Raw genomic sequence first — 26,798 nt, 5'->3', positions numbered from 1 at the left:
TAGACGGAACGGGACGCGTTGGCAAGCGGGGCCGTGCCGATTGGGAGCAAAAGGAAGGCGGCCAGGCCGCCCCCGATCATTGCAAGAACGTGATCGCGCCGCGGCGGGACGGTTCTGAGCCTGGGCCCGGGCCGGGGTCGTCCGGGGCGGCGGCGAGCGGGAAGATCACCTCCGACGGCGGCGAGACCCTGCGGGATCGTCCGTCGGCCGCCATCGCGGGCGGTATGCCGGGGCCGGCCGCAGGAGCATCGTATCGCGCCGCGCCGGTGGGCTTTTCGGCTGGCGTGGTCGTTGTCGGCGAACCGGGCTGCGGACCGGCCGCCGGGGGCGTGTCGGAGACGACGCGCAGGGCGGGAGCCTCCCGCGACGGCGAAGCCTCCCGGGACGGCGGGCGCTCGTCGCCGTGGCTCGCCGGCGGAGGCGTGGCCTCCACGGCCCTGGACGGCAGGGCGGGCGGGATCACTTCGGCCGGCGCTGCAGACGGAGCCTCGGCGGGATCGGGAGCCGCGTTGGCGGGCTCCGCCACGGCTGTCGGCGCCGGCTCGGACTTGTCGGCCAACACGGGCGCGGGGGCTTCGTCCACATCCGCGATCACGTCCTCGGACGCGGGCAGCGGCAGGGCGGCGGTGGGCGGCGGCGCAGGCTCGGCGGCCGGGGCCTCGATCTGCTCCACGGGGGCGCCCCACACGAAGGCGTCGAGGCGGCCGGTGACGGGCGACACCGGAGCCCAGCGATCGGCGATCACGCCGTCCGCGATCCAGGCGGGGTCGCGCGGGGCGCGCGACGCACGGGACAGCCATTCGCGCACGCCGCCGGAGGAGCCTTCGGCTTCCTCGATGTCGGCCATCAGCAGGCACACGCGCGTGCTCGGCCGGCCTTCCAGCAGGGGCGTGAGCGCCTTGCGGGCGCGCACGAGATCGCGCGCCTGCAGGGCCGCGGACGCGACCGCGATGCGGCCCTCCGGATCGTGCGGGCGCAGGGCGAGCAGCTTTTCGGCGCGGGCCAGGCGGTCGCGGCCTGAATCGCCCGGGCGCACATCCATGTAGGCTGTGGCGAGGTCGGGATGGGTCGCTTGCGCCCAGGCGGCCTCGACGACCTTGGAGGCGCGCCGCAGCTCGCCCCGGCGGGCGTGGAGGCGGGAGGCCAGCACGGCGGCAGGGACAAGGCCCGGCGCCAGCTTCACGGCCTGTTGGGCGCGCAGGAGCGCGGCCTCGGGCTCGCGTTCGGCCCGCGCAAGCGCATCGGCGGTGAGCAACACGGCGCGCTGGCGCTTCACGGCGGCCTTGTCGAGACTGCGGGCGCCGCGGTCCAGCGTCGCGAGGGCGCCGGTCCAGTCCTGGTCGGAGCACTGGAACTCGAGCAGCGCCTCGCCGGCCCACGCCACCGAGGGAGCGAGCCGGGCGGCTTCGGCCGCGTAGGCGCGCGCGGCCGTCGAATCGCCCTTGCGGCGCGCTTCCACAAAGAGGCCACGCAGGCCGAGCACCCGCGTTTCATTGTCGTCCAGCATTTGCCGGAACGCGCCCTCGGCCTGGCCGCGATCGCCCGCCATCTGGGCGGCCTGAGCCTTGAGCAGCAGCGCGAGCGGCTCCTTGCCGAGCAGCTTGGCGGCTTCGGCCGCGTAGCGCTTGGCCGAGCGCGGATCGCCGGAGCCGACCGCGATCATGCCGCGGGACACGGCCGAGAAGCCACGGGCGCGCTTGCGGGCGCGCGCCGTGAAACTCAGGATCGAAGGGAGGCGAAGCACGAAGCGCAGCGCCGTCCAGAGCACCAGCACGGCGACCACGAAGGCGACCAGCGCCGCCGCGGCGCCGATCAACGTGGTCTGGATCTGCCCGTAGCGGGGCAGGGTGACGACCACCTGGCCGGGCTGTTCCACCAGCCACGCCCCCGCGAAGGCGAGGCCGATCAAGATGGCGATGAAGACGAGTGTGCGGATCATCGGGCCGCGCCTCCAGATTGCGTGGCCGCGAGAACCTGGTCGGCCGCCGTGGCCACCAGGGCATCCGCCGCACGGCCGGCCGAGAGGCGCGCCTGGGCGAGATCGAGAAAGGGCTTGATCGCGGCCTTATCGTCAGCCGGGAGCTTGTCGAGTTCCGCTACAGCGGCCGCGAGATCGCCGCGCTTCAGGGCCGCGTCGGCGCGGGCCGCGATGGCGGCGCTGGATTCGCCGGCCGCTTCGCCCAGTGGGCGCACCTTGTAGAGGCCGGCGATGCGAGCCTGGATGCGCTCCCACGCGCTGCCCTGCTGCGGCGCGGGCGCCGGGCTGGCGAGCTTTTCGGCGAGAGGCGCGAACTGGGCCGAGAGTTGCGCCACTGTGGGCGCGCCCTTGTCGGCGAAGGGCTCCAGCGCCGTCACGGCGGCGGCGTCGGCCTTCGCGGCCTTGAGGGCGTTCAGCTCGCGCGCATAGGGCTGGGCGCGGCCAAGATCGTCGCGAACGAGCCACGCGACCGTGAGCACGGCGCTTTCGCGCGCGCCAAGCGCAGGAACGGGCGGAGGCGGGGGCGGCGCAGGAGCGATCGCCGGCGCCGCGGGGCGGCTTTCCAGCGTGGTGACGCCGTTCTCGACCTTGTCGAGGCGCTCGGTGAGCTGCGCCAGGGCGGTCGCAGGGTCGGCAGGCAGGCGCTTGGCGAGGCCGTCCAGATCGGCGCGCGAGCCCTGGAGGGCGGCCTCGTTCGCGCCGACGCGCTTCTCCAGCGCCTCCAGGGTGCGGCGGGTGGCTTTCTCGCCCACGCCCGTCTCGAGCTGGGTCAGGCGCTCGTTGATGTCGCTCGCCCCGCTCCACACGTAAAGCGCGAGCGCAACGACGCCGGCGCCGATGAGGCCGCCCACCAGGCCGGCGACCGCGGGCACGAGCGCGCCGGAGGAGCGGTCCGCGCTGCGGGTGGGCGCATCGAGCCTGCCGGCCGAGGGCACAGATGTGGTGGCGGCCGCCAACTCGGGCGCAGGTTCGTCAGCTGTGGCTGCGGCCGTGGTTGAGGTCTCCGTTTCACCGGCCGGAGGCGCAAAGGGGGGCGTTTCATCACCCGGCGCCTCGGGCGGCAGCGGCTCGGGCGAGGCTTCGGCGTGATTCGTCGTTTCGGTCGCGGGGGTGGGGATGTCGCCCGCCGCTGGCGCAACCTCGGCGGGCGCAGCCGATGCGCCGCCCGCAAGCGTCTCGGCCGTCAGGTCGAGCACGTCCGGCTCCCGTCGCGTTCCGCCCCGCTTTCGGGATCCTCCGCCGCGTTGATCCGTCTCAGCCATGATGCTCCGCTCAGGTCGGGCGGCTCCGCCGGAGCCTGCCTGTTCACTCGTTATAGCCTCACCTCCCGCGTCCCCACCACCAATCCGTTCGGAGATGGAGTGGCCCGGTTCGGCGTCCAGCAGCGCGAGCAGACTTGCCTCTCCGGTTCCGGGAGCGGCTTCCACCGTTGCGCCGCCCAGGCCGCGCACGCCGCGAGCCACATCCTCGGACAGGCACAGGTGGCGCAGGGATTTCAACGGCTCGACAAGCCGTTCGTGCGACGCCAGCGCGAACAGGATTTCGGCGCTGCGGCGCGAATAGTGCAGCACGGCGTCCAATGTTCCGGCCCGCAACGCCTCGGCGGCCGCCACAGGCAGTGCGGGCGCGGCTTCGGCCCGATAGGTCTCGAGAACGGTCAGCGCGAAGCCGGCGTCGATCAGGGCGCCTTCCAGGGTCGGCTTGCGGTCGGTACCGGCCAGGTAGAGCAGCCGCGCTGCCGGAGCGGCGTGCGCACGGATCAGCGCCGCCAACGACGTCGCATCGCCGTCGGCCGCATGGATGCGCTCGAAACCGAGCGCCCGGAAGGGCTCTGCGGTGCGATCGCCGACAACGAACAGGGGCAGCGACTTCCAGCCCTCCGGAACGCCAGACCGGAAAGCCAGCTGCGCATTGGCGGAGGTCGCCACGAGCGCGTCGAAGCCGTCGGTCGGCAGACGCGCATCCGTGGGCGAAATGCTCAACACCGGCGCAATCACGGCCACGTGGCCGAAAGCCGACAGCCGCTCGGCCGTGCGGGCGGCGTCGTTTTCGGGGCGCGTGAGAAGAACCTGCATGCGGGACGATGATCCTGAACGAGCCGCGCGGGGCTGCGCGGCGAGCGACGTCAATGCGCAGAGCCGCCGTTTGGCTCCAAGATCTCCTTGGGCGCCAGAATGTCCTTTGGCGCCCGCGCGAGAATTTCTCGGGCCGCGTCCGTGCCCATCAGGGCAGCGTCGGCAGGCGAGCCGGCGCGGTGCGCCTCGTAGAATTCCGAGCCGTCCTCGCGCAGAAGCATGCCGCGGAAGCTGATTTCGCCATTGGCCAGCGTGGCGTGGCCCGCAATGGGGGTTCGGCACGAACCATCGAGGACGGTGAGAAACGCGCGCTCTGCCGCCAGCGCGGTGGCGGTGGTCTCGCACGCGATCGGGGCGAGGGCCCGGGCGGCGGTCTCATCGTCCGGCCGCGCCGTTATGGCGATCGCGCCCTGGCCGACCGCGGGCGGAAAGTCATGGATGTCCAGAATGGCGGCCGCCCGGTTCGCCAGGCCGAGGCGCTTCAGCCCCGCGATGGCGAGCAGCGTGGCGTGGATCTCGCCCGATTCGGCCTTGCGCAGGCGCGTCTCGACGTTGCCGCGCAGCAGCGTGGTGGAAACGTCCGGCCGCAGGCGTTTCACCAGGGCCCGGCGGCGCAGGCTCGCGGTGCCGACCACGGCGCCTTCCGGCAGGTCCGCGAGGGATGTCGCCTTGGCGGAGATCAGCGCGTCGCGCACGTCCTCGCGCGGCAGGTAGGCGACGATGTCGATGCCGAGCGGAAAGGCGGTGGGCATGTCCTTGGCGGAGTGCACCGCGAGGTCGATCTCGCCGGCCAGCATGGCGGCGTCGATCTCCTTGGTGAACAGGCCCTTGCCGCCCGCCTGCGACAGCGCACGGTCCTGGATCATGTCGCCGGAGGTCTTGATGACGACGAGTTCAACGGCCTCCTCGGGCAATCGGTGGGCGGCCAGCAGCCTGGCGCGCACCTCGCGGGCCTGCCAGAGCGCCAGCGGGCTGCCGCGCGTGCCGATCCTGAGCCGAATATCGCCGTTCGCCAAAGCCTTGGTCCTCGCCGCCGTGGTTTGTTTCCTTCACGGGCGGCGCGGACTATAGGGTGTCGGGACGGGCCGGGAAAGCCGGGCCCGGTTTGATCCGAAGGCGGCGGGGAGCCCACCATGCGCGTTCTGGGCATCGAGACCACCTGCGACGAAACGGCGGCCGCCGTGGTCGATTCGCCCCGAGAGGGCGAGGCCACGATCCTGTCCAATGAGGTGCTGAGCCAGATCGCCGAGCATGCGCCCTACGGGGGCGTGGTGCCCGAGATCGCGGCGCGCGCCCATGTCGAGGTGCTGGACCGCATCGTCGCCCGCGCGCTCAAGACCGCCGGCGTGAAGTTGGCGGACCTCGACGGCATTGCGGCGGCGGCGGGGCCGGGGCTCATCGGCGGCGTGATCGTCGGTCTGACGACCGCCAAGGCGCTCGCGCTGGTCGCCGGCAAGCCGTTCATCGCCGTGAATCACCTCGAGGCGCACGCGCTGTCGGCGCGGCTGACCGACAAGGTGCAGTTCCCCTACCTCCTGCTGCTCGCCTCCGGGGGCCACACCCAGCTGCTGGCCGTGCGGGGCGTTGGCGACTATGTCCGCCTAGGAACCACGATGGACGACGCCATCGGGGAAGCGTTCGACAAGACCGCCAAGCTGTTGGGCCTGCCCTATCCGGGCGGCCCGCAGGTGGAGAAGGAGGCGGAGCGCGGCGATCCGGAGCGGTTCGCGCTGCCGCGGCCGCTGTCCGGGCGGCCCATCCCGGATTTCTCGCTCTCGGGCCTGAAAACCGCCGTTCGGTTGGAAGCCGAGCGCATCGCGCCCTTGACGGCCACCGACGTGGCGGACCTGTGCGCGTCCTTCCAGGCCGCCGTCGTGGACGTGGTGGTGGACCGCACGCGGGCCGGGCTGCGGGTGTTTCGCGAACAATGCGGCAAGCCCAACGCGCTGGTGGTCGCCGGCGGCGTGGCCGCGAACCAGTCGATCCGGCGCGCGCTGCAGCGGCTCGCTGGCGAGGCCGGGCTGCGGCTGGTCGCGCCGCCGCTGGCCCTTTGCACCGACAACGGCGCGATGATCGCGTGGGCGGGCGCCGAGCGGCTGCGTCTCGGGCTCGTTGATGGGCTGGAGACGGCGCCGCGGGCGCGCTGGCCTTTGGCGGAGCTCGCCGGATGACCGCCTTCGAGGCGATCGGGGTTGTCGGCGGCGGCGCCTGGGGCACGGCGCTCGCCAACGCGGCTGCTCGGGCCGGCCGCAGCGTGACGCTCTGGGCGCGCGACGCAAGCGAGGTCGCGACCATGCGCGACCGGCGCGAGAATGTTCGCCGCCTGCCCGGCGTTCGGTTGGAGGACGCTGTTTCGCCGACGGCGGATCTCGCCGATCTCCGGCGCGTGGACACGGCCCTCCTGGTGGTCCCCGCGCAGGCGCTGCGAGGCGTCGCGCTGGCGCTGGCTCCGGTCTTGCCGACGGGCTGTCCGGCCGTGGTGTGCGCCAAGGGCATCGAGCGGGCAACCGGCTCCTTCATGACCGACGTGACGTCCGAGGCGATGCCCCATGCGACGCCGGCCGTGCTGTCCGGGCCGAGCTTCGCCGAGGATGTTTCGCGCGGCCTGCCCACCGCCGTGGTGCTCGCGGCGGCGCAGGAAAGCCTCGCGGAGGCGCTCGCGCAGGCGCTCTCGTCCTCGCGATTTCGGGTTTATCACGGGGTCGACATGCGTGGCGTCGAGATCGGCGGCGCGGCCAAGAACGTGCTTGCGATCGCGGCCGGCATCGTGGCCGGGCGCCGGCTTGGCGAAAGCGCCCGGGCGGCGCTGACGGCTCGAGGATTCGCCGAGCTGACGCGGTTCGCCAGGGCGTTCGGCGGCCGCCCCGAAACCCTGATGGGATTGTCGGGGCTGGGCGACCTGATCCTGACCTGCGGGTCGGCCAAGTCGCGCAATTTCGCGTTCGGGGTGGATCTCGGCGAAGGGCTGCCGGTGGGCGAGGCCGGCCACGGCAAGCTGGCCGAAGGCGCCTTCACGGCGCGCGCGCTGGTCGAGATGGCTCGCTCGGCGGGCGTCGACCTGCCCATCTGCGAAGCCGTCGACGCCGTGCTGTCGGGCCGGGTCGGGATCGACGACGTCGTCGAGCGGCTGATGACAAGGCCGCTGAAAAGCGAGGGGTAAGAGGCTGGGAAGCCATTAGAGGCCCCTCATCCTGAGGAGCAGGCCCACTTGGGCCTGCGTCTCGAAGGACGAGGGGTCCAGAGCGCACGATGATTGAGCTCGCTGGATTCCCTCGTCCTTCGAGACGCATCGCCAAAGGGCGACGCTCCTCAGGATGAGGGGATTGTTGGGAATTGCGGCTCGTGGCGGGCGTCACACCACCTTCAGGCTGATCTCGCCCAGGCCCGCGATCGAGCCCACCATCACGTCGCCGCGCTCGACCTTGCCGACGCCTTCGGGGGTGCCGGAAAAGATCACGTCGCCGGCCTTGAGCTCATAGAAGCGCGACAGGATCGCGATCTGTTCGGCCACGGACCAGACCATGTCGGCGAGGTCGCCATGCTGCTTGGCGACACCGTTGACGCTGACGCCGATCGCGCCCTTGGCGGGATGGCCCACGGCCGAGACCGGGTGAAGCGGGCCAACAGGGCCGGACAGGTCCGAGCTCTTGCCGGATTCCCAAGGGCGGCGCAGCTGCTTGGCTTCGTCCTGCAGGTCGCGGCGGGTCATGTCGAGGCCGATCGCGTAGCCGAAGACGTGGTTCAGCGCTTCGCTTTCGGGGATGTCGCGGCCGCCGGACTGGAGCGTCACCACCATCTCGATCTCGTGGTGGTAGTTGGCGGTCTGCGGCGGATAGGGGTGGTCGACCGTCTGTCCGGCCGGAACGGGCTGCAGCGTGTCGGCCGCCTTGGCGAAGAAGAAGGGCGGCTCGCGCGTCGGGTCGCCGCCCATCTCGCGGGCATGCGCGGCGTAGTTGCGGCCAATGCAGTAGACGCGGCGGACCGGGAAAAGCTTGTCGGAGCCAACCACCGGCAGGGCCGGACGGGGCTCGATCGCGATGGCGTAGGACTCGGACATGAAACAGCCTCGGCGTCGCGCCGGCGCGGCCGGGATGGCGCGGGCGCATAAGGCTCTGATAGAAGTCGCAGCCGGCGGACGCAACCGCCGCCCGATCGGTCGCGTCCGCCATTCTCCCGCCACCCTCGTCGGCCACTCCGCCGCGAGCCGCCCAATCGAAACGAGCCCATGACGCAAGCCCCCACCGCCGCGCCCGAGCCGAACGACGACTCCGGCCTTCTGGAAGGTCCGCCCCTGCGGGCGCTGAACCCAATGCTCAAGCTGGCGCTTGAGATGGGGCCGCTGGTGGTTTTCTTTCTGGCGAACCAACGCGCCGGCATTTTCATGGCCACCGGCTTGTTCATGGGGGCGGTGCTGATTTCGCTCGCGGCGTCCTACGCGTTGACCCGGCGCTTGCCGATCATGCCGATGGTGACCGCCGTGGTGGTGCTCGTGTTCGGCGGGCTGACGCTCTACCTGCAGGACGATCACTTCATCAAACTGAAGCCCACGATCGTGAACTCGCTCTTCGGCGTGGTGCTGCTCGGTGGCCTCGCGTTCGGCAAGCCCCTGCTGCCGGTGGTGCTCGACACGGTGTTCCGGCTCGACCACGAGGGCTGGCGCAAGCTGACGTTCCGGTGGGGGCTGTTCTTTTTCGCGCTGGCCGCCATCAACGAGGTCGTGTGGCGCACGCAGACCACGGATTTCTGGGTGAACTTCAAGGTGTTCGGCATCATGCCGCTGACGCTGGCCTTCGCGCTGTCGCAGACGCCGCTGATCCTCAAGCACGAGATCAAGGACGAAGCCGCCGGCGAGTGAGCCTCAGCCCCTCTGCCCGGCCTTGCGGATCGCGTCCATGAGCGACCCGCGCAGGGCCTCGGACGAGATCGGGCCGACTTGTTTGTAGGCGATGGTCCCATCCGGAGCGATCACGAAGCTCTCGGGCACGCCGTAGACGCCCCAGTCGATGGCCGAGCGCCCGGCGGCGTCGACGCCCACGGCTGCGAACGGATTGCCGAGCGCGCCCAGGAAGCGGCGGGCGTTTTCGGGCTGGTCCTTGTAGTTGATGCCGACCACGCGAACCCCCGGAACCTTGGCGAGCTCCAGCAACAGCGGGTGCTCCTCGCGGCAGGGCGCGCACCAGGACGCCCAGACATTCACAACCGTGACGCGGCCCCGCAGGTCGGCGGTCGCGAGCCCGGGGACGGGCTGGCCGTCGCGCAGGAGGCCGTCCAGCGCCGGCAGCGCGAAGCCGGGGGCGGGCTTGTTCAGCAACGCGGAGGGCAGGCGCGACTTGTCCGAGCCGTCGAGCTGGCTCCAAAACAGGGCGGCGAGCGCGCCGAACAGGAATAGCGGCAGGAGCACGACAAGCCGGCTGCGGCGCGGCGCGGCGGGGGTGGCGGCCTCGCTCACGTCAGGCGGCCTCGGAGCGGCGGCGAGCGCCGCGCTGTTCGAGGCGGGCGAGCTGCGCCTTCTGCGCCCGGTGCTCCAGCACGGCGCGGACCGTGAGGCCGACGAACACGGCGGCCGCCATCAGGTAGGACGCCAGGATGAAGCCCGTATGCGACGCGCCCATCAGGGATGCTCCAGAGCGGGCGCGCCGGCCGGCTCGGGCTCGCGCTGGGCGGCCAGAAGCCCGAGCGTGCGGACGCGGCGGCGCAGGATCTCGTTGCGCATGCCGGCCAGATGCAGCGCCACGAACGCGCTCGTGAACCCGCCCGCCATGATCAGCAACGGCCAAAGCATGCTGGCGTCGATGGTGGAGCCGCCCATCCGGAACACGCTGGCGGGCTGGTGGAGCGTGTTCCACCAGTCCACCGAGAACTTCACGATCGGGATATTGACGGAGCCGACCAGCGTCAGGATCGCGACGGCGCGGCCGGCGCGGCCCGGGTCCTCGATGGCGTTCCAGAGCGCCATGACGCCGCAATACATCAGGAACAGCACCAGCACGGAGGTGAGCCGGGCATCCCACACCCACCAGGTGCCCCACATCGGCTTGCCCCAAAGCGAGCCGGTGACGAGGCACAGCAGCGTGAACGCGGCGCCCAGCGGCGCGGCGGCTTTCTGCGACACGTCCGCAAGGGGATGCCGCCATACCAGCGTGCCGACGGCCGAGAGCGCCATGAGGCTGTAGCAGGCCATGCCGAGCCAGGCGGCGGGCACGTGCACGTACATGATCTTCACGGTCTCGCCCTGCTGGTAGTCGGCGGGGGCGACAAAGAACACGAGATAAAGGCCGACCGCGATCGCGAGCGCGCCGAGCCCCGCGAAGGCCGGGATCAGCCGGCGGGCGAGGTCGAGAAACAGCGTCGGATTGGCGTAGCGCAGCATGGCTCGCTTGTACTGGCACGCGACGGCGCCTGCAATGCGACGAAACCCGCATGGTTTCGCAGGTCAGGCCGCCTTCAGCTCGCGGCCGTCATGCGCCACCACGGCGACGTCGAGGATGCGGCCGGGCTCAGCCGGGGCGGCGAGCCGCACGGGCGTAAACGCCGCCGTGCGGGCCATCCCGCCGCGCTCGGCCAGCACCTCGTGGCGACGGCCGACCTGGGCGGCCAGAACCCCGCCAACGCGGCCTCGCCCTTGGCGCGCAGCCGGGCCGCGCGCGCCTTCACGATCGCGGGATCAACCGGCGGCATGCGGGCCGCCGGCGTGCCGGGACGGGGCGAGAACGGAAACACGTGCAGCTGGGTGAGCCCGCAGTCGTCCACCAGCGCGAGCGAGCGCTCGAACATGGCGTCCGTCTCGGTCGGAAAGCCCGCGATGATGTCGGCCCCCAGCGCGACGCCCGGGCGCAGGCGCCGCACGGTCTCGCAGAAGCGGATCGCGTCGTCGCGCGTGTGGCGGCGCTTCATGCGCTTCAGGATCATGTCGTCGCCGGCCTGCAGCGACAGGTGCAGGTGGGGCATGAAGCGCGGCTCGGTGGCGAGCGCGTCCAGGAGGTCTTCGTCGGCCTCCACGGAGTCGATGGACGACAGCCGCAGGCGCCGAAGCGCGGGAGCCCGGGTCAGCACGGTCTTCACCAGCGCGCCCAGGCGGGGCGCGCCCGGCAGGTCGGCGCCGTAGCTGGTGATGTCGACGCCGGTGAGCACCACCTCGGCGTAGCCGGCGTCCACGAGGCGCGACACCTGGTCGGCGACGTCGTCCATCGCCACCGAGCGCGAATTGCCGCGCCCGAACGGGATCACGCAAAAGGTGCAGCGGTGGTCGCAGCCGTTCTGCACCTGCACGAAGGCGCGGGTGCGCCCCTCGAAACCGTCGGGCGACAGGGTCGGCGCCCCGGTCTCGGCCATGATGTCGGCGACCTGCAGGCGCGGCGCGCCGGCGAGGTTTTGCCACGTCTCCGGCCGGAGCTTTTCGGCGTTGCCGACAAGCTGGTCCAGTTCCGGCATCGCGGCCAGCCGTTCGCCTTCCACGTTGGCCCCGCAGCCGGTCGCCACGATGCGGGCGTCCGGCCGGTCACGCCGCAGCCGCCGGATGGTCTGGCGCGCCTGCCGGGACGCCTCGCTGGTGACCGCGCAGGTGTTCACGATCACGAGCCCATCGTGCCCGGCGACCGTTGCGGCGCGGCGCATGGTTTCGGATTCGGCGATGTTGAGCCGGCAGCCGAAGGTGACGACCTCGACGGGCGGCCGATCACCCGTGCCCTCCGGCGGCGAGACGGGGCCGCGTGCGCCTTTGTCCACCTAGGCGGCCCCGGCGAAGAGATCCGGCGTGAACACGCCCTCGTGCTCCAGCTCGGTCGGGCCCGTCATCAGCACGTGGTCGTCGGCCTCGCGCCAGTGGATCAGGAGGTCGCCGCCCGGCAGCGTGACGCGCACGCGCCGGCCGGTGAGGCCCTTGCGGGCCGCCGCAACCGCCGCCGCGCAGGCGGCCGATCCGCAGGCGCGGGTCAGGCCAACGCCACGCTCCCACACCTTCAAGGTTAGGGCGTCCGGCGCGGTCACGTGCGCGAGCGAGATGTTGGCGCGCTCGGGGAAGATCGGGTGATGTTCCAGCAGCGAGCCGACACGCTCCAGATTGTGCGCCTCGACGTCGTCGACCCAGAAGATCGCGTGCGGGTTGCCCATGTTCACGACGGACGGCGTGTGTAGCACCGGCGCGTCGATGGGGCCGATCTGCAGCTCGATGCCGGTGGTGTCGCGAAATTCCTCGGCCAGCGGGATCTCGTCCCAGCGCAGCCGCGGCGCGCCCATGTCGACCGTAAACGTGACGGTGTCCTCGCGCCGGCAGGCGAGGAGGCCCGCCGAGGTCTCCAGCAGCAGGTCGCGCCGGTCGTCATCGCGGCTCATCGCCCAGGCGACGCAGCGCGTGCCGTTGCCGCAGGCGCCGGATTCCGAACCGTCCGTGTTCAGGATGCGCATGAACGCGTCCGTGCCGGGCGTGCGCGGGTCGTGCAGCACCATCAGCTGGTCGAAATGCGAGCCCGGCGCCTGCGCGATGGCGCGGGCCTCCTCGGGCTGGACGCGGATGCGCGACCCGCGCAGGTCCAGCACCACGATCTCGTTGCCGAGGCCGTTCATCTTCAGGAAAGGGCGGCCGACAAGGGCGCTCATGGCGGTTTCCGGGCAGGAGGCGCGCCGCCGAGCCTGCGCTCGCCGACGAGGATGTTGCGCGACATATAGCCATCGCGGGCTCAAACGCGAGTCCGGCTCCGCCCCGATCGCGCCGAAACCTCGACCGCGCCGGGCGGCCCGGCCTATTCTGGGTTCCGGGATCTGGGGCGTGATTCGCGCCTCGCGCAAGCGCTTGGATGGTTCGCGATGGCGGCGAAGATGTTGATCGGTTCGAAGAGCGCACAGCTGCGCTTCGGCGCCTCGCTCCTGAGCGCGCTCGGCGGCGTCGCGATCGCGACCTCCACGCTGGCGCAGACGGTTCCGGCGCCCGCGCCGGTCCAAAGCCAGCCCCTGGCGCCTCCGGCCGGAACGCCCGCGCCTCCGGCCGCGCCCACAGCCCCGCCGCCGACCGCGCCGGCGCCGGCTGCTCCCTCGGCTCCGGCTCCCGCCGCGATGGGGCCGGCCGCTACGCTCGCGCCCGCGCCGGCGGATCCCTCCACGCCGGACGAGGTCACGATCGCGGGCAAGCCCGCCGCGACGTTGCGCGGCGCCGCCAACTGGGACGAGGGCTACGACAAGCTCACGGAAGCCTTTGCGCGGCTGCAGGCGGAAGTCGGCAAGGCCGGCCTGAAGCCTGTCGGCAAGCCGCTCGCGACTTTTCTGAAAACCGACGACAACGGCTTCGAATACGAGGCGCAGCTGCCCGTGGACGCGGCCCCGATCGGCCGGCCCGCCGGGCTGTCGAGCGACATCCAGTTTGGCCAGACGCCGGCCGGGCGCGCCATCCGGTTCGTCCACAAGGCGCCCTACGACGACATCGACAGCACCTATGAGGCGATCTCGGCCTATCTGGACGCCAAGGGCATCGAGGCGAAGGACAACTTCACCGAGGAATACGTGAACCAGGGCCAGAACGCCGGCGACGCCGAGATCGAGATCTTCATCTACGTGCTGCCGAAGTAACGGACTGGCCCGACGGGTCGCGCGGCCGCCGGCCGCTGTCAGCGCCTTTCCCGTTCACACCCGGGCCGGTTTTGCTCTATGACTGCGCCGGCGCGGCGAAAACCCGCCGCTTGCTGGACCGCACGCCATGGCCGACGCTCCTTCCCCTGGCTCCCTGCCGACGCTGGACGATCTCCGGCGCGAGATCGACCGCATCGATGCGGGCATGCACGAGTTCCTGATGGAGCGCGGGCGGATCATCGACACGCTGATCCAGGTGAAGAAGACGCAGGCCTCCGGCTCTGCCTTCCGTCCCGGCCGCGAGGCGTCGCAGATGCGGGTGCTGGCCGAACGCCACAAGGGCACGCTGCCGTTCGACACGGTGGAGAGCATCTGGCGCATCATCGTGTCGACCTTCACGTATGTGCAGGCGCCCTACGCGGTCCACGCCGACATCTCGGGCGGCGACGCGCCGATGCGCGACACGTGCCGCTTCCATTTCGGCTTCACGGTTCCGTACATGCCGCATGACAGCGCCAAGGCGGTGATCGACGCCGTGGCGCATTCGGCCGGCGATCTCGGCGTGTTCCGGGCCGAGCCCGGCCGCGCGGCCGGCGCGTGGTGGACCGCGCTGGCCGGACCTGACCGGCCCAAGATCATCGCCCGCCTGCCCTTCGTGGAGCGTCCGCAGCACCCGGCCGGCATGCCGGTCTACTGCATCTCCAAGCCGATCGAGGACGCGGCCGTGCGCGACATCGTGCTTTACGCGCTCGGAGTCGAGCGCTGGCGCGAGGGGCTGCAGCCGGCGCTGGCCCGCATGGGCGCCAGCGTGGAAAGCAGCGCCGGCGACGATTCCGGCCTCAACCTGCTGGTGGCCGCGCCCGGAAGCGTGACGCTGGACGCCCTGATGGCCGCCATGGCGGGCCTCGGCGTCGGCGTGTTCGACATCCGTGAGATCGGCTCCCACGCCGCCCGGTTCCGCCTACCCACCTGATTAGCGCAATTTCCGCACTGGACCCGCCCGATGAGCACAGCCCTTTCAACCCGCCCCGTACCACGCCCCGGCGTTCTGGACATCGAGGCCTATGTTCCCGGCAAGAGCGGCGCCCCGGCCGGCGTGAAGGTGCACAAGCTCTCGTCCAACGAGACGCCGCTCGGGCCGTCGCCGCGCGCCGCCGAGGCCTACCGCAAGGCGGCCGACAAGCTGGAATTCTACCCGGACGGCTCGGCCACTGGCCTACGCGAGGCCATTGCGGCCAAATACGGCCTCGATCCCGCCCGTATCGTTTGCGGCGCCGGCTCTGACGAGCTCCTGAACCTGCTCACGCACGCCTATGTGGGGCCGGGCGACGAGGGCATCTACTCGCAATACGGGTTCCTGGTCTACAAGATCGCCCTGCTGGCGGCCGGCGGCACGCCCGTGGCGGTTCCCGAGAAGGACTTCCACGCCGACGTGGACGGCATCCTGGCGGCCGTGACGCCGCGCACCAAGATCGTGTTCCTGGCGAACCCCAACAACCCGACCGGCACCTACCTGCCATTCGAGGAGGTGAAGCGCCTCCACGCCGGCCTGCCGCCGCACGTGCTGCTGGTGCTGGACGCCGCCTACGCCGAATATGTCCGGCGCAACGACTACGCGTCCGGCATCGAGCTCGTCTCGACCAGCGACAATGTCGTGATGTGCCGCACCTTCTCGAAGATCTACGGGCTCGCGCTGCTGCGGCTCGGCTGGTGCTATGCGCCTGCCCATGTGGCGGATGCGCTGAACCGGATCCGGGGGCCGTTCAACGTCGGCGGGCCGGCGCTGGAGGCCGGCGTCGCCGCCGTGGCGGACGACGCGCACGTGTCGGCCGCAATCGCTCACAACGAGCAGTGGCTGCCCTGGCTCACCGCCGAGATCGAGGCGCTCGGCCTCAAGGTGACGCCCAGCGTCGGCAACTTCCTGCTGATCCACTTCCCGGAGACCGGCAAGACCGCCAAGGCGGCCGACGCCTTCCTGACCCAGCGCGGGCTGGTGCTGCGCGCCGTGGGCGCGTACGGGCTGCCCAACGCGCTGCGCCTCACGATCGGCGGCGAGGAAGCCAACCGCCTCGTCGTGCAGGCGCTTGGCGACTTCATGAAAGGCGGGGCCGGTGCCTGAACGTCTGGGACCGCCGCTTGAACAACCCCTGTTCAACCGGCTCGTGATCGTCGGCCTGGGGCTGATCGGCTCCTCGCTGGCGCGCGCCGCACGCCATCTCCATCTGGCCCGCACCGTGGTGGCGGCGGACGCTTCACCGGCCGTGCGCGCCCGGGTGGCCGAACTCGGCATCGTGGACGAGGTCGCGCCCAGCGTCGCGGAGGCCGTGCGCGGGGCCGACTACGTGATTCTGTGCGTGCCGGTGGGCGCCTGCGGGGCCGTGGCGGCCGAGATGAGCGGCGCGCTGGTTCCAGGCGCGATCGTGTCGGACGTGGGCTCCGTGAAGGGATCCGTGGTCGCGCAGGTGCAGCCGCACCTCACCTCGGGCGTGCATTTCGTTCCCGCCCACCCGGTGGCCGGCACGGAGCATTCCGGCCCGGACGCCGGCTTCGCGACGCTGTTCCATGGCCGCTGGTGCATCCTGACGCCGCCCGAGGGCACGGACCCCGATCCGGTCGCTCAGGTGCGGGCGTTCTGGGAGGCGCTGGGCTCCAATGTCGAGATCATGACGCCGCAGCACCACGACCTGGTGCTCGCCATCACGAGCCACGTGCCGCATCTGATCGCGTACAACATCGTCGGCACGGCGGCGGACCTCGAGGAGGTCACGCAGAGCGAGGTGATCAAGTTTTCGGCCGGCGGCTTCCGCGACTTCACCCGCATCGCGGCGTCGGATCCGACCATGTGGCGCGACGTGTTTCTCAACAACAAGGACGCCGTGCTGGAGATGCTGGGCCGCTTTAACGAAGACCTCTCGGCCCTGCAGCGCGCCATCCGGTGGAACGACGGCGAGGCGCTGTTCAACCTGTTCAGCCGCACCCGCACCATCCGGCGCGGCATCATCGACGTCGGCCAGGAAACGCCCGAGCCGGATTTCGGACGGCGCAAGGCCGATTAGCAGTTATCGACCCCTCGCCGTCATCGCGAGGAGCGAAGCGACGCGGCGATCCAGGCGCCGACGCCCAGCGTCTGGATTGCTTCGCTGCGCCCGCAATGACGGCTAGGCGATTCAATCGCCCAGGCTATTCGCTGCCTTCGCCTGCGGCGTGATGCGGCGCACTGGTCGGCGGCGCTTCCACCCCATTCCACCCACAGGCCAGCAGCCGTTCGCGCATGTGCCCTGGGACGGGCGCGGTCGCCACCACGGGCTCCTTGTTCTTGGAGATCGGCACCACGATCTCGCGCGAATGCAGGTGCAGCGGCGTTCCGCCGTCGCGCGGACCGGTTCCGTAGATAGGATCGCCCAGGATGGGCCAGCCCATGGCCTGGCAATGGACCCGCAGCTGGTGGGTGCGGCCGGTGATCGGCTCCAGGGCCAGCCAGGCGATGGGCGCCTGGGTCGACGGGTCGAGCCCCCGCCCCGCGACGCGCCAGAGCGTGCGGGAGGGCTGGCCGGCGGGATCGACCTTCATCCACCACCCGCGGTTCTCGTCCAGCCGCCCGAGCGGCAGGTCGATTGCGCCCGCGTCCGAGGCCGGCGAGCCCTCCACCACGGCCCAGTAGGTCTTGCCGACCTTGCCCTGCTTGAACAGCAGCCCCAGCTTCTCCAGCGCCTTCCGGTGGCGGCCCAGCACCAGGCAGCCCGAGGTGTCCTTGTCGAGCCGGTGCGCCAGCGCGGGAAAGCGCGGCAGGCCGTACATCAGCTGGTCGAAGAACTGCTCCAGGTTGATCTCGCCCGGCCGCGAGCCCTTGGGGCCGCGATGCACCGGAACGCCGGCGGGCTTGTCGAGGATCAGCATCAGCCCGTCGCGATGCAGCAGGCGCGCTTCGAGGTCGAGCGCCGGCGCGTTCGCGGCCTTGGTCGGGTGGGCGGACGAGCCCCAGAGTGAAGCGGATGCGGTCATCCGGCGGGCTTATCCCTTTCCGGCTCCCGCCGAAACCGCTATCGAGGCCCCATGAGCGACGAGACCGAGAAGAAGCCCGGATTTTTCTCCCGCCTGTTCGGGCGCGAGCAGCCCGCGCCGGCGACAACCCCCGGCCCCGAGCCTGCGCCGGCTGCCGACCCCTTGACCGAAGACCCGAATGCCGCAGCGCTCCAGGAGGCCTCTGTCGCCGAGGAACTCATGGCGGCCTTTCCGGGTGTGGTCGTGCCGCCGCCGGAGCTCGCCGACGCGCCCTCGCTCGTCGAGGAGCCCGCGCCAGAGCCTCCCGCCCCGAAGCGCTCCTGGTGGACGCGGCTCAAGGAGGGCCTGACGCGGTCGTCGTCCGCCATCGGCGGCGGCATCACGGACATCTTCACCAAGCGCAAGCTCGACGCCGACACGCTGGAGGAGCTCGAGGACGTGCTCGTGCAGGCCGATCTGGGCGTCACGGTTGCGTCCCGCATCGTCGAGGCGGTCGGCAAGGGCCGCTACGGCAAGGACATCGCGCCCGAGGAGGTGAAGCAGATCCTCGCCGCCGAGGTGGAGCGCGTGCTCGCGCCCGTGGCCCGGCCGCTGGTGGTCGACGCAACCAAGAAGCCCTTCGTAATCCTGATGGTGGGGGTGAACGGCTCGGGCAAGACCACCACGATCGGCAAGCTCTCGGCCAAGCTGAAAGCTGAGGGCAAGACCCTGATGCTGGCCGCCGGCGACACCTTCCGGGCCGCCGCCATCGAGCAGCTGAAGGTGTGGGGCGAACGGATCGGCGCGCCCGTGGTGGCGCGCCAGCAGGGCGCCGACTCGGCCGGGCTCGCCTTCGACGCGCTCACGCAGGCGCGCGAGGCCGGCACGGACGTGCTCTTGATCGACACCGCCGGGCGGCTGCAGAACCGGACCGAGCTCATGGCCGAGCTCGAAAAGGTCGTGCGCGTGCTGCGCAAGATGGACCCGGATGCGCCGCACGCCGTGCTGCTGGTGCTGGACGCCACCGTGGGCCAGAACGCGCTGTCGCAGGCGGAGATCTTCGGCAAGGTCGCGGGCGTCACCGGGCTGGTGATGACCAAGCTGGACGGCACCGCCCGCGGCGGCATCCTGGTGGCGCTGGCGGCCAGGTTTGGCCTGCCCGTGCACTTCATCGGCGTCGGCGAGGGGGTGGACGACCTGGAGCCCTTCGAGGCGCGCGATTTCGCCCGCGCGATCGCCGGGCTGGAATAGCGCCGCCGCCTCGGCTTCCGCTAGAACACCCCAACGCACACCGGAACCGCAGCATGGCCCACTGGCTCTACAAGTCCGAACCCGACGTGTTCTCGTGGGACGCTCTCGTGGCGGAAGGCCCCAAGGGCACGCACTGGAACGGCGTGCGCAACCACCTCGCCAAGATCAACCTCAAGGCGATGAAGCTGGGCGACCGGGGGTTCTTCTACCACTCCAATGTGGGCAAGGAGATCGTCGGGATCGTCGAGGTGATCCGCGAGGCCTACCCGGACCACACGGCCCCCGAAGGCTCGCCCTGGGTCATGGTGGACATCAAGGCCGTGGAGGCCCTGCCCCGTCCGGTGCCGCTGGCCGCCGTGAAGCTGGAGCCGCGCCTCGCCAAGATGGCGCTGGTCACCTGCATGCGCCTGTCCGTGCAGCCGGTGACGGACGCCGAATGGGACGTGGTGCGCGAGATGGGCGGCCTCTGAGGCCTCCCACCAAAGTCGCCCCGACCAAAGCACGAGCGCGGCACGCCTTGCGCGGGCGCCGACGCTCCGCATAATTGCGCCCAACAGAGGTCGACCCCGCGACCCGACTGAGTTGCATCGACCGCCGCAGGGCGGTCGCGCGTTTTGGGAGAAAGCGCCATGTCCGAGAAGGTCTATCCCGTCAGCGGCGATTGGGCGAAGCGCGCCTGGGTCGATCAGGCCAAGTACCAGGCGATGTACGCCGACTCGGTGAAGGATCCCGCCTCGTTCTGGGGCGAGCAGGGCAAGCGCATCGACTGGATCAAGCCCTACACCAAGGTCAAGGACGTCAGCTACGCGCCCGGCGCGGTCTCGATCAAGTGGTTCGAGGACGGCCAGACCAACGTGGCGTTGAACTGCGTCGACCGGCACCTGGCGACGCGCGGCGACCAGACGGCGATCATCTGGGAAGGCGACGACCCGAACGAGTCGAAGCTGATCACCTACCGCCAGCTGCACGAGGAAGTCTGCCGCTTCGCCAACGTGCTCAAGGCTCATGGGGTCAAGAAGGGCGACCGCGTCACCATCTACCTGCCGATGATCCCGGAAGCCGCCTACGCGATGCTGGCCTGCGCCCGCGTCGGCGCCATTCACTCCATCGTGTTCGGCGGCTTTTCGCCGGATTCGCTGGCGAGCCGCATCGAGGACGCGGCTTCGGCCGTGGTGATCACCGCCGACGAGGGCCTGCGCGGCGGCCGCAAGGTGCCGCTGAAGGCCAATGTGGATGCCGCCGCCGACAAGGTGGACTGCCTCAAGACCGTGCTGGTGGTGCGCCGCACCGGCGGCTCGATCGCGATGAAGGAGGGCCGCGACGTCTGGTACGACGAGGCCGCCGCCAAGGCGTCGACCGACTGCCCGGTCGAGCCGATGAACGCCGAGGATCCGCTGTTCCTGCTTTACACGTCGGGCTCGACCGGCAAGCCCAAGGGCGTGGTGCACACCACGGGCGGCTACCTCGTCTATGCGGCGATGACGCACCAGTACGTGTTCGATTACCACTATGGCGACGTCTACTGGTGCACGGCCGATGTGGGCTGGGTGACGGGCCACAGCTACATCGTGTATGGCCCGCTCGCCAACGGCGCGACCACGCTGATGTTCGAGGGCATCCCGACCTACCCGTCGATCTCGCGCTTCTGGGACGTGGTCGACAAGCACAAGGTCAACATCTTCTACACGGCCCCGACGGCCATCCGCTCGCTGATGGCCGCCGGCGAGGAACCGGTGAAGAAAACCTCGCGCGCCTCTCTGCGCCTGCTCGGTTCGGTGGGCGAGCCCATCAACCCGGAAGCCTGGGAGTGGTACTACCGCGTGGTCGGCGACAACCGCTGCCCTATCGTGGATACCTGGTGGCAGACCGAGACCGGCGGCATCCTGATCTCGCCGCTGCCCGGCGCAACCGCGCAGAAGCCCGGTTCGGCGACGCTGCCGTTCTTCGGCGTGCAGCCGCAGGTGGTGGACGCCGAGGGCAAGGTGCTGGAAGGCCCCTGCGAGGGCAATCTTGTGATCGCGGACAGCTGGCCCGGCCAGATGCGCACCGTCTATGGCGACCATCAGCGCTTTATGGAAACCTATTTCGCCACCTACCCGAACAAGTACTTCACCGGCGACGGCTGCCGCCGCGACGCCGATGGCTACTACTGGATCACGGGCCGCGTGGACGACGTCATCAACGTGTCGGGCCACCGCATGGGCACGGCCGAGGTCGAGAGCGCGCTGGTGGCGCACCCGAAGGTCTCGGAAGCCGCCGTGGTCGGCTACCCGCACGACATCAAGGGCCAGGGCATCTACGCCTATGTGACGCTGATGACCGGCGAGGAGCCCACCGAGGCGCTGCGCAAGGAGCTCGTGACGTGGGTCCGCAAGGAGATCGGCCCGATCGCGTCGCCGGACCTGATCCAGTTCGCGCCGGGCCTCCCCAAGACCCGCTCGGGCAAGATCATGCGCCGCATCCTGCGCAAGATCGCCGAGGACGAGTTCGGCTCGCTGGGCGACACCTCGACGCTGGCGGATCCCGGCGTGGTCAACGACCTGATCGACAACCGCCAGAACAAGCGGGCGTAGTTCGGGGCGTTTACCCCTTCTCCCCGGGCGCGCGTTGCGCGCCAGAGCGGGGAGAAGGTGGCCCGAAGGGCCGGATGAGGGGAGTGGCGGTGGATTTTTTCCTCGCTTAGACTGCAACCCTCGCCGTCATTGCGAGCGACAGCAAAGCAATCCAGCTGATGCTGGGCTTTACGCCCGGCGTGGATTGCCGCGTCGCTTCGCTCCTCGCAACGACGGGAGGGTGTGACCCGGCTTATTGCGTTGTTGCCTGATGGCTATCAATCACGGTCATCCCCGGCGACCTGCGCAGCAGGTCGGGAAGGGGATCCAGGGGCAAAGGCGCTCACCCCTGGATCCCCTTCCCCTCCGCGGCTTCGCCGCTCCGGCCGGGGATGACGGAGAGAGTTGAGCTCTGGCAAACATCAGGCGCCGGCCTTCATCAAACGCGCGGCGTAGAACCCGTCCAGCCCGCTCAGGCGCGGCTCGTCGTTGGGCAGCATGAACGGCAGGGTGCGCAAGTCGCCGGCGTCCGACACGGCTTCGGGGATGCCGGTCTCATCGGCCGTGATCGGCGCGCGCTTGAAGTCGAGATGCCGGGCCAGGAACATCTGGACCTGCCGCTCGCCTTCCTCGAACTCCAGCGAACACACGCAATACACCAGCCGGCCGCCGGGGCGCAGCAGCTTGGCGGCCTTGTCGAGCAGGCGCGTCTGCAGGCTGGCGAGCTTCACGAGGTCGGGCTCGTCCTTGGTCCAGGCCACGTCTGGATGGCGGCGCAGCGTGCCGGTGGCCGTACAGGGCGCGTCGAGCAGAATGGCGTCGAAGCCCTCGGGTTCGTCCAGCAGCAGCGCGTCGAGGGCGCGGGTTTCCACCTTGAGGCCGAGCCGCTCCATGTTGGCCGACAGCCGACCGAGCCGCGCCTCGGAGCGGTCCACCGCCAGCACGCTCGCGCCGGCCGCCGCGAGCTGGGCGGTCTTGCCGCCGGGCGCGGCGCAGAGATCGGCGACCCGCTCCCCGGGCTTCACGGCCAGGAGCCGCGCCGGGATGGCGGCGGCGGCGTCCTGCACCCACCAGTCGCCCTCGGCATAGCCGGGCAGGGATGGGAGCGCCGCGCGGCTGCGCAGGCGCAGCGAGCCGGTCGGCAGCACAAGCGCGTCAAGGGTCTCGGCCTGCGCGGCGGGATCGCCCTTGGGGGTGAGGTCCACCGAGGCTTCGTTGAGCTGCGCGGCCGCGATGCGGGCCGCGGTCTCGGCGCCGTAATTGGCCGTCCAGCGCTTGGCCAGCCATTCGGGCGCGTCGTCGGCCAGAGGATCGAGGGCGGCCAGGATCTCGGCCTTCTCACGGCCGATGCGGCGCAGCACCGCGTTCGCGAGGCCCGAGTAGCGCTCCGCCTTGCGGTCGGACTGGATGAGGCGGATCGTCAGGTCCACGGCCGCGTGGTCGGGCACGTCGAGCCACAGGAGCTGCGCCGCGCCCGTCGCAAGCGCGGCCGCCAGCACGCCGGAGGACGCCGGCATGCCGCTCTTGAGCCGCGCCAGCAGCGTCTTGCGGATGCTGCCGAAGTGCCGGATCGCCACCATCGCGATCGCGCGGGCGAGAGCGCGGTCGCGGTCTTCCAGGGCCGTGGCCTCGGGGCTGTCCAGCAGGCGATCCAGCGTTTCGTCGAGCGCGCGGCGTTCGTCGAGCACCGCCATCACGGCCGCGGCCGCGAGGCGCCGGGCGGGCAGGCCCGGGACGTCGGCCTGGGGAGCCCTGTCGGCCTGCGCGGGGCGGCCGGGCCGCTTGCTGTCTCGTTGCATCGGATCTCACCTTTTCGCACGCCGCGACGACGTGTTCAGGCACGCGCGACCGCGTGCGGCATTGCGTTTCGCCCTTCGGCGCACTTTATGGGCTGGAACAGCCACTTTTGCCATGGCAGCCGGACCAGCACCAATGACCGATCGCCAGCCCGACAACGACAACGGCGCCCAGACCCCGGCGCCGAAGCGCCTGTCCCCCGCGGCCCAGCGGGCGCTTGCCGAAGCCCAGGCGCGCCGCGCCGCGATCGACGCCGAGGCCGCTGCGCGGCCGCCCGAGACAGACGGGCGCGGCGGGCTCGAACCCGTGCGCTATGGCGACTGGGAGATCAAGGGCCTGACGGCGGATTTCTGAGCGGCTCTGCCCGTTCGAGCCGCCGGTGGGCGTACGCGCTCACCGATAGCACCCCCCTCGCCGTCATTGCGAGCCGGAGGCGAAGCAATCCAGCATAATGGCCGGGCTTTCAGCCTAGATTGCTTCGCTGGCGCTCGTAATGACGGGAGGTGGCCCGGCCGATCCAGCGCCTCTCAGGCGTTGTGTTACATCGCGGCCGTCATCCCCGGCGACCTGCGAAGCAGGACGGGAAGGGGATCCAGAGCAAAGGAGCTCACTCCTGGATCCGCTTCCCGGCGCTAAGCCCCGCCGGGGTTGACGGAGAGAGTAGCCTAATGGCCGGGGCGTCAGGCTGGATTACTCCGCTGGCGCTCGCACAGACGGGAAACTGGTCCGAACGTCCGATCACCTCGACGTCCGCACAACCACCCCGCGGGTGTGTTGCGCCTTTGCCACTTGGTGGCTGAAGCTGTGCGGTTTTGATCCAGATCAACTTCCGCGTGTGGGCGCGGGATCATCAAGGCCGGGATAGATCCCGCGGCCGCTTCTCCCCCGAAGGCGCACCGGGTTCGCTTCCGGGGTACCATCATGAAAACCGTTTCCACCCTCGCGCTTGCGGCCGCCCTGCTGGCCGGCACGATCCTCTCCGCCAACGCGGCCGACCTTCCGTCCGCCAAGCAGCCGCCGGTCTTCGTCGACGTCGCGCAGAGCCCCTGGATGGTGCGCGTGCGCGCCGTCGGGGTGATCCCGCAGGAGTCCACGGGCAACTTCCGGGTGTTCGGCGCGCCCGTGCCGGGCGAGAAGGTCGAAGTCTCCGACTCGGTGATCCCCGAGCTGGACATCACCTACTTCTTCACGCCCAACTTCGCGGCCGAGCTGGTTCTGGGCACGACGCCCCACAATCTAAGCCTGAAGGACAATGCCGGCCTGCTGGGCCCGACCGGCGCGAAATACGCCGTCGGCCGCACCTGGCTGCTGCCCCCGACGCTCACCGCGCAGTACCACTTCACGAATTTCGGCGCGTTCAAGCCCTATGTGGGCGCGGGCCTTAACTACACGATCTTCTACGGCGAGGACGCTAAGGGCCTGATCACCAGGCTCAGCGTCAAGGACAGCGTCGGCTTCGCGCTGCAGGCCGGCTTCGACTACATGCTAGACAAGCATTGGGGCATCAACTTCGACGTCAAGAAGCTCTGGCTGCAGACCGAGGCGAAGGCTTCCGTGCTGGGCGTGGTTCCGGTCAAGACCAAGGTCAACATTGATCCCTGGCTCGTCGGCGTCGGCGTCACCTACCGGTTCTGACGCCCGGGCGCGTTCCATCTTCAACGGCCCGCTTCGCGCGGGCCGTTTCGTTTTTCGCGCGGCCGAATTGATCCGGCGGCTCTTCCCGCTAGAGTGGCGGCCCTTTTGGAATCGGGCTGCTTTCATGGACGACAAGGCGCGCAAGAGGCTCGCGGCGCTGCGGGCCGCGCTCGCGGACGCGCACGAGACGCTGAAGCTCGGCTTTGCGTTTCGGCTCTGGGACGGAACAACCGTTCCGGCAAACTGGCCGGCTGACGGCCTGCGCATTGCGGTGGCGGAGGAGGGCGTGTTTGCGTCCCTCCTGCGCCGGCCCAAGCTCGACACGCTGATCGAGGCGCATGTGGCGGGCCGGATCGAGCTCGAGAACGGCACGATCTTCGATCTCGCGAAGGCGCGGCCTGAAGGCAAGACCGGGCGCCTGGCGCGCAAACTGTCGAAGCTAAAGCTCCTGAAGGCCGCCGGCTTGTTCCTGCTTGCGCCCAAGGAGGCGCGCAGGGGCCTCGGCGGCATCGAGGACGACGCGTCGCGGCGTTCCGGCAAGGCCGAGACCAACCAGGAGAACATCTCCTACCACTACGACGTCTCGAACGCCTTCTACCGGCTCTTTCTGGACGACGAGATGGTCTACACCTGCGCGTACTACCAGCCCGACTGGCACGACGACCTCGACCGCGCTCAGCGCGACAAGCTCGACATGATCTGCCGCAAGCTGCGGCTGAAACCAGGCGACCGCTTCCTCGACATCGGCTCGGGCTGGGGGGCGCTGATCTGCCATGCGGCGCAGCACTACGGCGTCCATGCGACCGGGGTGACGCTCTCCAAGGAGCAGCTCGCGCACGCGACCGAGAAGGCGGCCCGGCTGGGCCTGTCGGATCGCGTGACGGTGGAGCTGAAGGACTACCGGGCGCTGGACCGCGAGTTCGACAAGATCGCGTCCATCGGCATGTTCGAGCATGTCGGCATCGACAACCACGCGGCCTATTTCGCGACCATCAACAAGCTGCTGCGCCCGCGCGGGCTCTACCTGCACCACGCCATCTCGCGCCCCGCCAAGGGGGACGACAAGGCGTTCCGCAAGATGCGGCCCGAGTACAAGGCGCTGGTGCGCTACATCTTCCCGGGCGGCGAGCTCGACCATCTTGGCATGTCGATCGCCAACATGGAGCGCGCCAAGCTGGAGGTGCACGACGTCGAGGGCTGGCGCGAGCACTACGCCCGCACGACCCGGATCTGGTTCGAGCGGCTCCACGCGAACCGAGCGGCGGCCGAGGCCGAGGTCGGCCCGGAAAAGACCCGCATGTGGCTGTTGTACCTGGCCGGCTGTTCGCTCGCGTTCGAGCGCTCGGCGGTGGGGATTTTCCAGACGCTCGTGTCGAAGCGCCACAAGGGACCGGCCGGCCTGCCGCCGAGCCGGGCCGACCTCTACGAGACGCGGGACGCGGACGCGCCCGCCGTCACGGCGTGACGTAGACGGTCGCCCCCACCGAAACGCGGTCGAACAGGTCGATCACGTCCTCGTTGAACATACGGATGCAGCCATAGGAGGCCGCCGTGCCGATGGAGGCGCGCATCTTGCGGGTGGTGCCATGGATGGCGTACTCGCCGCCCGCCAGCGTCAGCGCCCGGGCGCCCATGGGGTTGTTGGGGCCGGGCGGGATGAGATCGGGCATGCGCGGGTTGTCGCGCTTGACCTCGGCGGGCGGGGACCAGGCCGGCTCCACATATTTGCCGTCGATCTTCGCCGCGCCTTGCCAGGACTTGCCGAGCTTGCCGACCGCGACCGGGTAGCGCAGCGCCGTGCCGTCGCCGAGCGAGAGGTAAAGCTTGCGCTCGGAGGTGCGGACCATGATGGCGCCGCGCTCCACGCCGCCCGAAAAAGGCACGCGCTCCACGGCGGCCTGCGCGGCCGCGGCTCCGGCGATCGTCAGCGAAACAGCGAGAAACAGGGTCTTGCATGTCATGCGGGGGTCC

At 70.5% G+C, this 26,798-nt stretch carries 24 protein-coding genes and 1 pseudogene; 13 read left to right on the top strand and 12 right to left on the bottom strand.

Translation table 11 applies throughout. The annotated features are described in order from the left end of the window. Nucleotides 1–76: 76 nt before the first annotated feature. From IEV99_RS22580 to hemC, 3 genes are read right to left on the bottom strand one after another with little or no spacing between them, the layout of a single operon-like run. Nucleotides 77–1,939 (bottom strand): heme biosynthesis protein HemY, encoded by a 1,863-nt coding sequence (locus IEV99_RS22580; RefSeq protein ID WP_188520096.1) that lies wholly within the window; start codon nt 1,937–1,939, stop codon nt 77–79. Continuing rightward, nucleotides 1,936–4,053, bottom strand: a complete 2,118-nt coding sequence (locus IEV99_RS22575) for a uroporphyrinogen-III synthase (RefSeq protein ID WP_188520095.1) — start codon at nt 4,051–4,053, stop codon at nt 1,936–1,938. The genes IEV99_RS22580 and IEV99_RS22575 overlap by 4 nt, the downstream gene beginning before the upstream one ends. Before the next feature lie 50 nt (nt 4,054–4,103). Continuing rightward, a complete protein-coding gene (gene hemC, locus IEV99_RS22570) occupies nt 4,104–5,069 on the bottom strand; it encodes a hydroxymethylbilane synthase (RefSeq protein ID WP_244644021.1) in 966 nt (321 codons plus the stop codon). Nucleotides 5,070–5,186: 117 nt separating this feature from the next. Between hemC and tsaD the strand changes: the two genes are divergently transcribed. Further along, complete coding sequence (tsaD, locus tag IEV99_RS22565) at nt 5,187–6,224, top strand: tRNA (adenosine(37)-N6)-threonylcarbamoyltransferase complex transferase subunit TsaD (RefSeq protein ID WP_188520094.1); 1,038 nt, start codon at nt 5,187–5,189, stop codon at nt 6,222–6,224. Then, on the top strand, nt 6,221–7,213 hold the full coding sequence (locus IEV99_RS22560; protein ID WP_188520093.1) for an NAD(P)H-dependent glycerol-3-phosphate dehydrogenase: 993 nt from the start codon (nt 6,221–6,223) through the stop codon (nt 7,211–7,213). Before tsaD ends, IEV99_RS22560 begins: the two co-directional genes overlap by 4 nt. A gap of 192 nt (nt 7,214–7,405) precedes the next feature. Here IEV99_RS22560 and IEV99_RS22555 read toward each other — a convergent pair whose 3' ends face one another. Beyond that, nucleotides 7,406–8,110 carry a fumarylacetoacetate hydrolase family protein gene (locus tag IEV99_RS22555; protein ID WP_188520092.1) on the bottom strand — a complete coding sequence of 235 codons (705 nt, stop codon included), beginning with the start codon at nt 8,108–8,110 and terminating at the stop codon, nt 7,406–7,408. 168 nt (nt 8,111–8,278) lie between these two features. On the opposite strand from IEV99_RS22555, the gene IEV99_RS22550 reads away from it, so the two are divergent. Next, entirely contained in the window at nt 8,279–8,908 is a 630-nt protein-coding gene (locus IEV99_RS22550) for a septation protein A (protein WP_188520091.1), read from the top strand. Between the two features lie 3 nt (nt 8,909–8,911). Here IEV99_RS22550 and IEV99_RS22545 read toward each other — a convergent pair whose 3' ends face one another. From IEV99_RS22545 to dapF, 5 genes and pseudogenes are all read right to left on the bottom strand, one after another. Beyond that, on the bottom strand, nt 8,912–9,502 hold the full coding sequence (locus IEV99_RS22545) for a DsbE family thiol:disulfide interchange protein (protein ID WP_188520090.1): 591 nt from the start codon (nt 9,500–9,502) through the stop codon (nt 8,912–8,914). 1 nt (nt 9,503) lies between these two features. Beyond that, a complete protein-coding gene (gene ccmD / locus IEV99_RS22540; protein WP_188520089.1) occupies nt 9,504–9,665 on the bottom strand; it encodes a heme exporter protein CcmD in 162 nt (53 codons plus the stop codon). Then, a complete protein-coding gene (locus IEV99_RS22535; RefSeq protein ID WP_188520088.1) occupies nt 9,665–10,423 on the bottom strand; it encodes a heme ABC transporter permease in 759 nt (252 codons plus the stop codon). The genes ccmD and IEV99_RS22535 overlap by 1 nt, the downstream gene beginning before the upstream one ends. Nucleotides 10,424–10,486: 63 nt before the next feature. Then, nucleotides 10,487–11,667 (bottom strand): annotated as a pseudogene (mtaB, locus tag IEV99_RS22530) (tRNA (N(6)-L-threonylcarbamoyladenosine(37)-C(2))-methylthiotransferase MtaB). A 111-nt stretch (nt 11,668–11,778) separates the two neighbouring features. Further along, on the bottom strand, nt 11,779–12,648 hold the full coding sequence (gene dapF / locus IEV99_RS22525; RefSeq protein WP_188520087.1) for a diaminopimelate epimerase: 870 nt from the start codon (nt 12,646–12,648) through the stop codon (nt 11,779–11,781). A gap of 219 nt (nt 12,649–12,867) precedes the next feature. On the opposite strand from dapF, the gene IEV99_RS22520 reads away from it, so the two are divergent. From IEV99_RS22520 to IEV99_RS22505, 4 genes are all read left to right on the top strand, one after another. Further along, a complete protein-coding gene (locus IEV99_RS22520) occupies nt 12,868–13,611 on the top strand; it encodes a GyrI-like domain-containing protein (RefSeq protein ID WP_188520086.1) in 744 nt (247 codons plus the stop codon). A gap of 127 nt (nt 13,612–13,738) precedes the next feature. After that, nucleotides 13,739–14,584, top strand: coding sequence for a chorismate mutase (locus IEV99_RS22515; RefSeq protein ID WP_188520085.1), 846 nt, complete (start codon nt 13,739–13,741; stop codon nt 14,582–14,584). Nucleotides 14,585–14,614: 30 nt separating this feature from the next. Beyond that, entirely contained in the window at nt 14,615–15,730 is a 1,116-nt protein-coding gene (gene hisC, locus IEV99_RS22510) for a histidinol-phosphate transaminase (protein WP_188520084.1), read from the top strand. Beyond that, entirely contained in the window at nt 15,723–16,667 is a 945-nt protein-coding gene (locus tag IEV99_RS22505) for a prephenate/arogenate dehydrogenase family protein (RefSeq protein ID WP_188520083.1), read from the top strand. The genes hisC and IEV99_RS22505 overlap by 8 nt, the downstream gene beginning before the upstream one ends. 124 nt (nt 16,668–16,791) lie before the next feature. On the opposite strand, the gene IEV99_RS22500 is transcribed toward IEV99_RS22505, so the two are convergent. Beyond that, a complete protein-coding gene (locus tag IEV99_RS22500) occupies nt 16,792–17,613 on the bottom strand; it encodes an RluA family pseudouridine synthase (protein ID WP_188520082.1) in 822 nt (273 codons plus the stop codon). Between the two features lie 51 nt (nt 17,614–17,664). Here IEV99_RS22500 and ftsY point away from each other — a divergent pair, with 51 nt between their 5' ends. From ftsY to acs, 3 genes are all read left to right on the top strand, one after another. Then, nucleotides 17,665–18,843: a signal recognition particle-docking protein FtsY gene (gene ftsY / locus IEV99_RS22495; RefSeq protein WP_188520081.1), complete on the top strand. Its 1,179-nt coding sequence runs from the start codon at nt 17,665–17,667 to the stop codon at nt 18,841–18,843. Between the two features lie 53 nt (nt 18,844–18,896). After that, a complete protein-coding gene (locus tag IEV99_RS22490) occupies nt 18,897–19,313 on the top strand; it encodes an EVE domain-containing protein (RefSeq protein ID WP_188520080.1) in 417 nt (138 codons plus the stop codon). A 159-nt stretch (nt 19,314–19,472) separates the two neighbouring features. Then, entirely contained in the window at nt 19,473–21,416 is a 1,944-nt protein-coding gene (gene acs, locus IEV99_RS22485) for an acetate--CoA ligase (protein WP_188520079.1), read from the top strand. A 401-nt stretch (nt 21,417–21,817) separates the two neighbouring features. On the opposite strand, the gene IEV99_RS22480 is transcribed toward acs, so the two are convergent. Continuing rightward, nucleotides 21,818–23,194 carry an RsmB/NOP family class I SAM-dependent RNA methyltransferase gene (locus tag IEV99_RS22480; protein ID WP_188520078.1) on the bottom strand — a complete coding sequence of 459 codons (1,377 nt, stop codon included), beginning with the start codon at nt 23,192–23,194 and terminating at the stop codon, nt 21,818–21,820. Nucleotides 23,195–23,327: 133 nt separating this feature from the next. Between IEV99_RS22480 and IEV99_RS22475 the strand changes: the two genes are divergently transcribed. The 3 genes from IEV99_RS22475 to IEV99_RS22465 all read left to right on the top strand — a co-directional run bounded on the left by IEV99_RS22475 (nt 23,328) and on the right by IEV99_RS22465 (nt 26,292). Then, a complete protein-coding gene (locus tag IEV99_RS22475; RefSeq protein ID WP_188520077.1) occupies nt 23,328–23,546 on the top strand; it encodes a DUF1674 domain-containing protein in 219 nt (72 codons plus the stop codon). Nucleotides 23,547–24,113: 567 nt separating this feature from the next. Next, nucleotides 24,114–24,827, top strand: coding sequence for an OmpW/AlkL family protein (locus IEV99_RS22470; protein WP_188520076.1), 714 nt, complete (start codon nt 24,114–24,116; stop codon nt 24,825–24,827). 124 nt (nt 24,828–24,951) lie between these two features. After that, nucleotides 24,952–26,292 (top strand): SAM-dependent methyltransferase, encoded by a 1,341-nt coding sequence (locus tag IEV99_RS22465; RefSeq protein WP_188520075.1) that lies wholly within the window; start codon nt 24,952–24,954, stop codon nt 26,290–26,292. On the opposite strand, the gene IEV99_RS22460 is transcribed toward IEV99_RS22465, so the two are convergent. Beyond that, entirely contained in the window at nt 26,282–26,788 is a 507-nt protein-coding gene (locus tag IEV99_RS22460; RefSeq protein ID WP_188520074.1) for a L,D-transpeptidase, read from the bottom strand. The genes IEV99_RS22465 and IEV99_RS22460 overlap by 11 nt on opposite strands. Between the last annotated feature and the right edge of the window lie 10 nt (nt 26,789–26,798).

Origin of the sequence: Alsobacter metallidurans, assembly GCF_014636935.1 — a bacterium.
GTDB lineage: Bacteria > Pseudomonadota > Alphaproteobacteria > Rhizobiales > Beijerinckiaceae > Alsobacter > Alsobacter metallidurans.
Note: the sequence above shows the minus strand (reverse complement) of the source record. Positions and strands in the feature narration are given on the sequence as shown.